The organism is Rheinheimera sp. (assembly GCF_020217005.1).
GTDB lineage: Bacteria > Pseudomonadota > Gammaproteobacteria > Enterobacterales > Alteromonadaceae > Pararheinheimera.
The window spans coordinates 1-10000 of sequence record NZ_JAIWOI010000054.1 but is presented as its reverse complement, the minus strand read 5'-3'; the positions used below and the strand labels follow the sequence as shown (position 1 = coordinate 10000).

11 protein-coding genes are annotated in these 10000 nt (G+C 46.2%); 4 read left to right on the top strand and 7 right to left on the bottom strand.

Annotated elements, in window-relative coordinates; translation table 11 throughout:
* The 3 genes from LDL40_RS02730 to LDL40_RS02720 form a co-directional block, all read right to left on the bottom strand.
* On the bottom strand, positions 1 to 995 hold a 995-nt coding region (locus tag LDL40_RS02730), incomplete at its 3' end, for an RDD family protein (protein ID WP_300993559.1).
* 59 nt (positions 996 to 1054) lie between these two features.
* A complete protein-coding gene (locus LDL40_RS02725) occupies positions 1055 to 2233 on the bottom strand; it encodes a VWA domain-containing protein (protein WP_300993558.1) in 1179 nt (392 codons plus the stop codon).
* Between the two features lies 1 nt (position 2234).
* Positions 2235 to 3080, bottom strand: a complete 846-nt coding sequence (locus LDL40_RS02720; RefSeq protein ID WP_300993557.1) for a MoxR family ATPase — start codon at positions 3078 to 3080, stop codon at positions 2235 to 2237.
* 115 nt (positions 3081 to 3195) lie between these two features.
* On the opposite strand from LDL40_RS02720, the gene cysK reads away from it, so the two are divergent.
* On the top strand, positions 3196 to 4167 hold the full coding sequence (gene cysK, locus LDL40_RS02715) for a cysteine synthase A (RefSeq protein WP_300993556.1): 972 nt from the start codon (positions 3196 to 3198) through the stop codon (positions 4165 to 4167).
* Between the two features lie 105 nt (positions 4168 to 4272).
* Positions 4273 to 4716 carry a hypothetical protein gene (locus LDL40_RS02710; RefSeq protein ID WP_300993555.1) on the top strand — a complete coding sequence of 148 codons (444 nt, stop codon included), beginning with the start codon at positions 4273 to 4275 and terminating at the stop codon, positions 4714 to 4716.
* Between the two features lie 73 nt (positions 4717 to 4789).
* On the opposite strand, the gene LDL40_RS02705 is transcribed toward LDL40_RS02710, so the two are convergent.
* Together LDL40_RS02705 and ggt are read right to left on the bottom strand one after the other, a co-directional pair.
* Positions 4790 to 5521, bottom strand: coding sequence for an enoyl-CoA hydratase (locus LDL40_RS02705; protein WP_300993554.1), 732 nt, complete (start codon positions 5519 to 5521; stop codon positions 4790 to 4792).
* Positions 5522 to 5542: 21 nt separating this feature from the next.
* Positions 5543 to 7279, bottom strand: a complete 1737-nt coding sequence (ggt, locus tag LDL40_RS02700; protein ID WP_300993553.1) for a gamma-glutamyltransferase — start codon at positions 7277 to 7279, stop codon at positions 5543 to 5545.
* A 148-nt stretch (positions 7280 to 7427) separates the two neighbouring features.
* On the opposite strand from ggt, the gene rrtA reads away from it, so the two are divergent.
* Positions 7428 to 8021, top strand: a complete 594-nt coding sequence (gene rrtA / locus LDL40_RS02695; protein WP_300993552.1) for a rhombosortase — start codon at positions 7428 to 7430, stop codon at positions 8019 to 8021.
* Here the strand turns inward: rrtA and LDL40_RS02690 are convergent.
* Positions 7984 to 8670, bottom strand: coding sequence for an RluA family pseudouridine synthase (locus LDL40_RS02690; RefSeq protein WP_300993551.1), 687 nt, complete (start codon positions 8668 to 8670; stop codon positions 7984 to 7986). The two genes, rrtA and LDL40_RS02690, sit on opposite strands and share 38 nt — an antisense overlap.
* A gap of 229 nt (positions 8671 to 8899) precedes the next feature.
* On the opposite strand from LDL40_RS02690, the gene LDL40_RS02685 reads away from it, so the two are divergent.
* The gene (locus LDL40_RS02685) at positions 8900 to 9559 is read left to right on the top strand and encodes an RluA family pseudouridine synthase (RefSeq protein WP_300993550.1); all 660 of its coding nucleotides are present in this window, start codon (positions 8900 to 8902) and stop codon (positions 9557 to 9559) included.
* A gap of 42 nt (positions 9560 to 9601) precedes the next feature.
* Here the strand turns inward: LDL40_RS02685 and LDL40_RS02680 are convergent, their stop codons facing one another.
* Complete coding sequence (locus LDL40_RS02680; protein WP_300993549.1) at positions 9602 to 9910, bottom strand: DUF1905 domain-containing protein; 309 nt, start codon at positions 9908 to 9910, stop codon at positions 9602 to 9604.
* Between the last annotated feature and the right edge of the window lie 90 nt (positions 9911 to 10000).

Here is a 10000-nt window from a genome sequence, read left to right as displayed (position 1 = left end):
ACTGTGCTGGCGACTTTATCTTGTATAGCCTGTCGGTTTGGATCCCAGAGTATTTGTGCAAATCCAATTAACCCTGTCGCAAGACCAGCGCCATATCCCCCTTGCCGGCTAAATGATGCCCATAAAGTTAAAGGCTGATTATCCAACTGCACCACCCTGATACGGGCCAATTGCTTGCCTATCGTTTGGCCGTTATTCCAACTGATAAAAAAAGTGAAATACAACATAGCCCAGCCAAAACCCAAACCAAAATCTGCCATTATACCTTTGACCCATTTGATCAGGCTGTAATCGGAGTTCTTTAATTTATCCAGTACAGAATAAGATGCTGTTTCTTTTGGTGCGGTTTCTGCAGACTCGGCAACAGCTTTTGGCTCCGCCACATACTTTTCAATTAAAGCGCGTTTTTCCGCACCTTTCAGTTCAGTTAAATCAAGAATTCCGTCCAGCAGATCTTTTTGCTGCTTGATACTTACGCCTGAATTTTGCAACTCTAGCGCCAGATTTTTTGTTTTCTGGTCGGCGCAACTTGCATCACAATCCTGAGTTGAAAGTGCCAGAGAGACATCTGCCAGCTCTGCAGCCGCAGTTGGCGTCAAGTCCAGATCGGCGGCCGATGTTGACTCATTCTGGACAAGTTGGGGTGCCCAAGTCAGCGTACTCAGCATACATAAGGTTGCAAACACCATTAAAAGCAGGTGGTTTTTCTTTTGGGCCTTGAACCTGTTCCAGCACAAATACAACATAGTGGGCAAAACAAAAACCAAACTGGCAGATGCAAGGCCACTGATTATTAAGCCGTCAATTGCCATAGCTAAGCCCCTACGCAAAGGCTTAGCCAGGGGCTGTCCTATCAATGGCTCAGCGACGGTAAAGGCATGAGGCGTCACTATTTGCCGTACTTCTTTTTTGGTCAGTTGATGACCTGTTTCATCGACAAAAGTGTCAGGCGCGACTTCTCTGATCTCCGGATGGTCCTGCGGTTCGTGCTGCATCACAATTCCTAGCTAAATGCCTGATGAATAAATCACTTTAATCAGTTCGACTGACCTTTTCAATGCCGCTTGGATAAATGGCGGATCGCGCCGCTTAAACCATCCAAGGTCATACCATACATTTGGTTTTGCATCAGTTTTTGCAGTATCTCAATGGAGTGATAATGACTCCACCAGGCTTGTGGTTGTGGATTCAGCCACACTGCATTTGTGAAGTGCGCTAACAGGCGTTTCAGCCAGACTTCCCCGGATTCAGCGTTAAAATGCTCAACACTGCCTCCAGGGTAGGTAATTTCATAGGGCCCCGTAGTGGCATCACCGACAAAAATCACTTTGTAGTCACTGTGGTAGGTCTGCAATAGCTGAGTAATAGACACTGCATCAGCATGACGCCTTTGATGAGTGCGCCATACCTGCTCATAAACGCAGTTATGAAAATAAAAAAATTCCAGATGCTTAAATTCAGTTCGAGCAGCAGCGAAGAGTTGTTCACATTCATGAATGTAATCATCCATAGAGCCGCCAATATCAAAAAACATCAGCACTTTTACAGCATTGTGACGCTCGCTCTGAAACTGTAAATCCAGCCAGCCGGCCTGCTGTGCTGTGGCTTTTATGGTGCCGTTTAAATCCAGTTCAGTGGCCAGCCCCGTACGAGCGAAGCGCCGCAGTTGCCGAAGCGCCAGTTGCATAGCTCTGTGATTAAGTTCAGCATTTTGATCAAACTCTTTAAAGTCTCTTTTATCCCAGACTTTTACTGCACGGCGCTGGCCACTGCCCTGCTGGCCCACTCTGATGCCTTCAGGATGAAAACCATAAGCGCCAAAAGGCGAGGAGCCGCCGGTGCCTATCCATTTATTGCCGCCTGCGTGCTTTTCCTGCTGCTCCTTTAAACGCTGCTTAAATTGCTCGAGCAACTGCTCGAGGCCCCCCAAAGAGGCCAGCTTAGCTTTATCTTCGTCACTTAACTGACGGATTAAGCCTGGCAGCAGCCAGTGATCCGGAATAAGTGAAGCTAAATCCAATACGTCAACACCATCAAAGTATTCCGCAAAAGCCCGGTCAAATTTGTCGTATTGGCCTTCATCTTTGACCAGACACAAACGCGACAACAGATAAAAATCATCAGTACTGGCAAAAATTATCTGCTGTTGTAATGCTTTGAGTAAATCCATAAGTTCGGTGATGCTGGATTTCAGGCCATATTTACGCAAGGTCAAAAAGAACGAAATCAGCATATCAACGTCCAGGACGACGGGTCATAAACGCCAGTTTTTCAAGCAGGGCAACATCCTGTTCGTTTTTCAGCAAGGCGCCATACAAGGGCATTAATCCCCCCTGATGTTGCTTATCATGCAGTACAGACGGCGCTATCTGTTCAGCCAGTAACAGCTTTAACCAATCCAAAAGCTCCGAGGTTGATGGCTTTTTCTTTAAGGCATCTACTGCTCTTAAATCAAAAAACACCTCCAGCGCCGCTGTCAGTAAATCGGCCTGCAGGGTCGGGAAATGCGCCAGCACTATTTGCGTTAACGTATCTTTGTCAGGAAAACGTATATAGTGGAAAAAGCAGCGACGTAAAAATGCATCAGGCAATTCCTTCTCGTTATTCGAGGTGATCACCACTATAGGTCTTTGTTTTGCTGCAATGCGTTCGCCTGTTTCGTAGACATCAAAAGACATCCTGTCCAGCTCATGCAATAAATCGTTGGGAAATTCGATATCAGCTTTATCGATTTCGTCGATCAACAACACAGGACGTTTTTCTGCAGTAAAAGCAGTCCATAGCTTGCCTGGTTTAATGTAATTGCTAATGTTGGCAACCCGCTCGCTACCCAACTGGCCGTCCCGTAAGCGTGATACAGCGTCATATTCATACAAACCTTGCTGAGCTTTACTGGTGGACTTAATTTGCCAGTTAATTAATTCAGTGCCTAAACTCGCGGCCAGCTCTTCTGCTAAGCGGGTTTTGCCCGTACCTGGTTCACCTTTGATCAATAAAGGTTTTTCTAAAGTAACAGCGGCGTTCACTGCCAATGCTAACTCTGGCGATAAAATATAGTGTTCTGTGCTTTTGAAAATCATGCTGTACCGCTTAATCCTTTGACGTTGGGAATATCATATATCAAATCTTTTCTTTCGTTTTAACTTGGGCCTAGTATTCTTATAACCAATCATCAGACCCTGAAGGTTTTTTATTATGTCAAAGATCTATGAAGACAACTCTCTCTCTATCGGTAACACGCCTCTGGTCCGCCTGAAGCGCGTTACTTCCGGTGCTAACGTATTTGCTAAAATTGAATCCCGTAACCCAAGCTTCTCTGTAAAATGCCGCTTAGGCGCCGCATTAATTTGGGATGCGGAGAAAAAAGGTCTGTTAGGTCCAGGTAAAGAGATTATTGAACCTACCTCTGGTAACACAGGTATAGCTTTGGCTTTTGTGGCGGCCAGCCGGGGTTATGCTTTGACCCTGACCATGCCTGCAACTATGAGCTTAGAACGCCGTAAGTTGCTCAAAGCGTTAGGCGCTAATTTAGTGCTGACTGAAGGCGCTAAAGGTATGAAGGGAGCCATCGAAAAAGCTAAAGAAATTCTGGCGTCAGAGCCCGATAAGTACGTGCTGTTGCAACAATTCGAAAATCCGGCCAACCCTCAGATCCACTTTGATACTACTGGTCCTGAGATTTGGAATGACACAGATGGTAACATTGACATCTTCGTAGCAGGTGTAGGTACAGGGGGTACTATTACCGGTGTCAGCCGTTACATCAAACATGAGAAAAAACATCCTCTTGTCAGCGTTGCAGTTGAACCTATTGATTCACCAGTGATTACTCAGGCCAGGGCTGGTCAGGAAATTAAACCCGGACCACACAAAATTCAGGGCATTGGTGCAGGCTTCATTCCCGGCAATCTGGATTTGTCCATTATTGATGCGGTAGAAACGGTCAGCAATGATGACGCCATAGCCATGGCGCACCGTCTGATGAAAGAAGAAGGTATTTTGGCAGGTATATCCTCAGGTGCAGCTGTGGTTGCAGCTAAACGTCTGGCGGAAAAACCAGAAAACGCCGGTAAAAATATTGTGGTGATTATTCCTAGTTCAACAGAGCGTTACTTATCCAGCGCCTTGTTTGCTGACTTTTTCACAGAAAGCGAATTACAAGCTTAATCAATTGCTTAGATTTACAAAAAGGCCACTTTTGTGGCCTTTTTCTTTACTTTTACCGCATATTTCCCCAGACTGTAACTTGATTATTAATTTTGGGCTATTCCAATGAAAAAGTTTTTCGTGCTGATCTTTTCACTGCTGTTGTTATCTTGTTCTGATGATGCACCTAAAGTGAATGCGGATTTGGGCTCACCTGAATTTGCGGCTGGCGAATTTTTTCATTCTCTGTATACCACAAAAGATCTGGAGCGTGCCAAAGCCCTGAGCACAGAATCTTACGCCAGGATACTGGACGCCTATGGCAACACCCGCGGTGTAGTGCGGACTTTATACAACATGAGTTTTGATGAAGTAAACATCAGCATTGACCGGACAGGTAAAAATTTGCGCGAACAGTATGGCAACCACGCAGAAATCACTATGTTGTTTGAAGGTAAGAGTAACGGCAATAAAAAGATAGAACTACGTATTGTTAAAATGGTGAAAGAAGAAGGTCGTTGGTTGGTTGAAGGAGTAAAGCCGAATCCTTACTCAAGAACTGACGTCTGATAACCTTTTCGCTATCAAGTCAGGCGAGAGACGGGCGACCATAGAGGTCGCCCTCAGGTTTTCGGGTTATGAGTTAACGTTTAAAAAACTGCTGTATCACCTGCTGGCAATCCGGCCCTTTTAATAAACGACTAAAGTCCGCCAACTCCAAACCTATAGCCTGTTGCACTGCGCTGCCACTTTTCATCAGCTTTTTACTGCTTTGCACCGCATCAGTTGGCAAAGCGGCCAGTTTTTTTGCCTTACTCAAGGCAAATTCCAGCAACTCTTCTTTCGCCACCAATTGATTCACTATGCCTATACGCCAGGCTTCGTTGCCATCTATAGCTTCAGACAGCAGTAACATGCTGCTGGCGCGCTGATGCCCTATCAATAAAGGCAACAACAGACTCGAGCCCGCCTCAGGACATAACCCCAGTTGGGTAAAAGGCAACTGAAAACGGCAATCCGCTGTGCTGTAGACTAAATCACAATGCAGCAGCACTGTAGTACCAATACCTATAGCCAGACCAGCAACAGCGGCCACTACAGGTTTTGGAAATTTTGCCATTTCATACAAAAACATCACAGTTGGATGTGTATCGTTCAGCTCACCACTTTGCAAGAAATCGGCTAAATCATTGCCTGACGAAAAACACTCTGCTGAGCCTTGCAGCAGGACCACTTTGACCGTATCGTTTTTTACCGCCTGTTGCAGCTGCTCAACCAATTGCTGGTACATTTGCTTGTTCAGTGCATTTTTTTTATCTGGTCTGTTCAGCGTCAGGGTTAATACGCCCTGCTCTGTTGTTACGTTAATACTCATCTATTGTCCTGATTTTTTGTGTTAGCGACCAGCCGCTATGCCTTCACGCCTTGGATCGGCTGAGCCTTCCAAGCGGTCTTTTGTGATTTTAATCGCATGAATACCACTATTTAAATCGGCCAATTTGGGCTGATAACCCAGCTCCAGCAAAGCCGGCACTAACTGACTTAAGTTGGTGTTTTGCTCCAGCACTAATCCATCATTTCTGTGGCTAAAACGCGGTAAATTCGCGGCTTGCTGCGCATCCATCCCCCAGTCAAGTACCGCCACTAAATTTTGCGCCACATAGTTGATAATACGACTGCCTCCGGGGGAACCTGTGATATAAAGCAGAGTGCCGTCTTTATCAAACACCATCATAGGAGCCATTGAAGAACGGGGTCTTTTCTTCGCTTCAACTCTGTTAGCGACCCAATAACCGTCCACTTTGGCCTGCAACGAAAAATCCGTCAGTTGATTATTCAACAGATAGCCATTGACAAAAATGCCGGAGCCAAAGGCATTTTCGATACTGGTGGTCATACTGACGGCATTACCTTTCGCATCCACCACAGACAAATGACTGGTGTTGGCAAATTCAATAGCATGGCCTGATGCCAAAGGTTCTGCGCCTTCGGGCTCACCAGCCAGGGCTGCTGCGCCTTCTGTCGCGGTTAATAAAGCAGCTCGTTGTTTCAGATAATCAGGGGCTAACAAGCCCTGAACCGGTACTTTGACAAAATCCGGATCGGCCGCAAAACGTTCCCGATCGGCAAAAGCAAGCTTAGCTGCCTGACTGATCAAATGAATGGCTTCAACTGAATTCGGTTTAAGTTTGGCCAGCGGTTGATGCGACAGCATGCCCATCATCTGCAGTACGGCTAAACCACCAGAACTCGGTGGAGCCATACTGCATATTTTAAACTGGCGGTAAGGGATACAAAGTGGATCCCTAGGCTTAGGCTGGTAGCCCGCCAAATCAGCAAGGCTTATTTGCCCCGCATTAACAGGAGCCTGCTGCACTGCGGCAACCAAAGCTTTGGCATTATCCCCCTGATAAAAAGCCTTGCTGCCTTCTTTGGCAATCTTTTGCAGCAAAGCTGCATAGGCCAGGTTTTTACGGACAAAACCTGCAGGCAACCACTGACCTTCTGTTTTGAAATAAGCTGCACTTGAGGCAAATTTATCCAGTCCCGGATTCCAGTTGGCTTTGAGTAAACCCGCTAAACGCGGCGACACCACAAAACCCTTCTCTGCCATTTGTATAGCAGGTGCAAAAAGCTCTGCCCAGGGCAATACTCCATGCTGCTGATGCGCTAACTCCAGCGCCTTGACAACGCCAGGGACACCAACAGACTTGCCTCCCACAAAGGCTTCCCGCCAGCTCATCAGTTTGCCATTTTCAACAAACAGATCTGGTCCCGCCGCTGCTGGGGCAGTTTCACGCCCATCAATACTAGTTAAACTGGCTTTTTGTTTATCCCAATGCAGTAAAAACAGCCCGCCGCCGATACCAGAACTTTGTGGTTCGACCAACCCCAGCATCAGCTGCATAGCAATAGCTGCATCGACGGCACTGCCTCCTTTAGCCAGGATCTGTTCACCTGCTTTAACAGCGAGAGGATTAGCAGCTGAAGCCATATAATGCCTGGCTGTGACTAGTTGTTTTTGCTCTATACCTGTAGTGGCTTCAGGATCATGTGTTGCAGCAAAAGACGTAAAACTGGTAAACAGCAAAGTCGCTGTCAGGATCCGAAGTTTAAATTGAGTTGTTATCATTGTTTTTCCTACCTACGACAGACTCTCACCTTACCTAGTCGGGCCAGTCGGATCAATCACAGATCAGGCTTTTCACGTTAAAAGCCTTGACCTGAAGCGACGAATGCTTTTGCATAGCAGCAATTAGACGTAACAAGCGATGGTATTGATGAGTTTTCGAGGCTTTTCCTCTTTTCAACTGAGCATTTTGGTTTTTGTCGCAGTGCTGGTGTTGCTGCATTTTTTCCCAGAAAGTGTCCGTTCGGCGCTGGAATACAACAGAACACAACCAGCGGAAATCTGGCGAGCTGTCACCGGGCATTTGTTGCACAGCAATCACTGGCATTTGCTGATGAACCTCGGCGCTTTTATTTTGATACTGATGTTGCACCAGATGTATTACAGCCTGAACTCTTTCGCTTTGCTGCTTGTATGCGGTTGCACTGGAATCAGTGTGCTTTTGTATTTGTTTAGCCCTGACATCCAAATTTATGTTGGATTATCTGGTTGGTTACATTGTTTCATCACAGTCGGAGCCATGTTTGATATCAAACACAAAATTCAGTCCGGTTGGCTTATCTTACTGGGCGTTGGTGCGAAGGTATTGTATGAACAGTGGCAAGGGCCCGATGCTGAGCTGGCGGCATTAATAAATGCTAATGTCGCTATAGACGCCCATTTGTACGGCGTGATTTGTGGTGCGTTGCTTGGCTGCGCTGTGTTCCTCAACGCAAGGCCTGTAAAAAGTCAGCCTCAGCCTTAAAGTGCATCAGTTTAGCGCTCTGTGGATGGGTAAATTCAAGTTCAGCAGCATGCAGCATTAAACGACTGCTTTGCTGTTGTTGTGCCGCATTTGCATAAAAAGGATCACCTAAAATAGCGTGTCCTATACTTTGCATATGCAAACGCAACTGATGAGAGCGCCCTGTTACAGGCTCTAATTGCACCAAAGCAGCCTGATACTCTGGTAACAGTTGCAATACCTGATAGTGCGTGACTGAAGCTTTGCCCTCAGGGCTGATTTTGTATAAAGGCCTGTTGTCTTTGTCTGGCGCTATAGCTTTATCTACGGTACCAGTTAAGGGTGTGGGTACTCCTGATACAACAGCCTGATAAGTTTTTTTTGTGCCGCGACTTTGGAACTCTTTACTGATGGTAGATAAGGCGTTTTTGGTCAGAGGTAACACCAACAAACCTGAAGTGTCGTAATCCAATCGGTGAACTACAGCGGCAGAAGGAAATTCGCGCTGGACACGGCTTATCAGGCAATCCTGATTTTGTGGATGGCGGCCTGGCACTGTCAGTAAATGAGCAGGCTTGTTTACTACCAACAGAAATTCGTCCTGATAAACTAAGGTCCAGGCTTGTTTTGTGGCGGGTAAAATCGCCAATTCATCAATAGCTTCAGTCATACCAAATAACTAGATACAAAGTTGGCCCTAGTATGCCAGAATTGACGTTATATACCCAAGTAAGTTGGAGCTGCAGATTGGCGATATCTTAGTGCGCCTTTATGCGCAAAGTGTTACCTGTACGACTGGGACTACGTCGAATGGGCAATAAAGCAGCAATTTCAGGTACCCAGCTGAAACAGCAGTAGTGATATCTGTACTAATCATTTGTATAAATAAGAGTAAGTGGATGCAAAGGCCTTTTGTGTATAACCCGCCGGCTGAACCATGGCTGGATATTTTGTATCTGGACAAAGACATTCTGGTGGTAAATAAACCCAGTGGTATATTGACAAACCCAGGCCGCAGTGAAGAGATGCAAGACTGTTTACTCCATAGAGTACAGCAGCAATTTCCTTTGGCGCAACTTGTACACAGACTGGATATGAGCACTTCTGGTTTAGTGGTTTTTGCTTTACGTCGTAAAGCGGAAGCCGCGCTAAAACAACAGTTTGCATCACGTTCTGTAAAAAAAATCTACCGGGCACGTGTTTGGGGACAGATCGCTGAGCAAGGTATGGTTAATGCACCTCTGACAGCGGATCTGACTCAGCCTCCGCTACAAAAAATCTGTCAGAAAACAGGTAAAGCGGCCCTGACCTACTTTCAGCGTTTAAGTTTTGACGGACAAAGTAGTTTAGTGGAACTAAGGCCTGTGACAGGGCGTTCACATCAATTGCGGCTGCATATGCAAAGTCTGGGGCACCCTATTTTGGGGGATGCGTTTTACGCGCACGATGAGGCCTATGCTGCAGCGCCGCGCTTATTGTTACAGGCTTTGTGTCTTGAAGTGTACCAGCCCTATTCTTCTCAACTATTACGCTTCGAATTGGAACCTGATTTTGCCTAAAGGAGCTGACCAGTTTGGTCTGTTCCTTTATGGCGGCTTAGTCTATCTCTCAGGGAGTGTTAACTGAACCTGACAAAGAGCGCCCACTTCAAGCTTTAAGTTTCTCCTCACCCGGGCTTTGACAGGTAACATAAACACAGAAGCGCTATCGTCGCGGAACAACGAGGTTTGCCAATGCTGATCAGCGATCTGAACTTTAACTCTTATTCTGCCCCAGCCAGCAATCTGCTGGCTGAATTTATCTTTCAGTTCCGCAGAAAGCTGCAAAGGCAGATTCAGCATATGCCATCCACCTTTTCCGGGTACCAGCCATAAGTTCGCATCAAAGCGAACTGCAAAGCTTTGCGCCATTAACTGTTACCTGTCTGCTCTGCTACCCATTCTTTAATTTTCCGCTCCAATAGCGGCATAGGTAACATCCCTTCGAGTAAAACTAAATTA

What these genes read in the sequence shown, in the direction of transcription:
- LDL40_RS02725 (WP_300993558.1), bottom strand. Translation starts at nt 2,233, where the DNA reads ATGCTGATTTCGTTCTTTTTGACCTTGCGTAAATATGGCCTGAAATCC.
- LDL40_RS02720 (WP_300993557.1), bottom strand. Translation starts at nt 3,080, where the DNA reads ATGATTTTCAAAAGCACAGAACACTATATTTTATCGCCAGAGTTAGCA.
- cysK (WP_300993556.1), top strand. Translation starts at nt 3,196, where the DNA reads ATGTCAAAGATCTATGAAGACAACTCTCTCTCTATCGGTAACACGCCT.
- LDL40_RS02710 (WP_300993555.1), top strand. Translation starts at nt 4,273, where the DNA reads ATGAAAAAGTTTTTCGTGCTGATCTTTTCACTGCTGTTGTTATCTTGT.
- LDL40_RS02705 (WP_300993554.1), bottom strand. Translation starts at nt 5,521, where the DNA reads ATGAGTATTAACGTAACAACAGAGCAGGGCGTATTAACCCTGACGCTG.
- ggt (WP_300993553.1), bottom strand. Translation starts at nt 7,279, where the DNA reads ATGATAACAACTCAATTTAAACTTCGGATCCTGACAGCGACTTTGCTG.
- rrtA (WP_300993552.1), top strand. Translation starts at nt 7,428, where the DNA reads ATGAGTTTTCGAGGCTTTTCCTCTTTTCAACTGAGCATTTTGGTTTTT.
- LDL40_RS02690 (WP_300993551.1), bottom strand. Translation starts at nt 8,670, where the DNA reads ATGACTGAAGCTATTGATGAATTGGCGATTTTACCCGCCACAAAACAA.
- LDL40_RS02685 (WP_300993550.1), top strand. Translation starts at nt 8,900, where the DNA reads ATGCAAAGGCCTTTTGTGTATAACCCGCCGGCTGAACCATGGCTGGAT.
- LDL40_RS02680 (WP_300993549.1), bottom strand. Translation starts at nt 9,910, where the DNA reads ATGGCGCAAAGCTTTGCAGTTCGCTTTGATGCGAACTTATGGCTGGTA.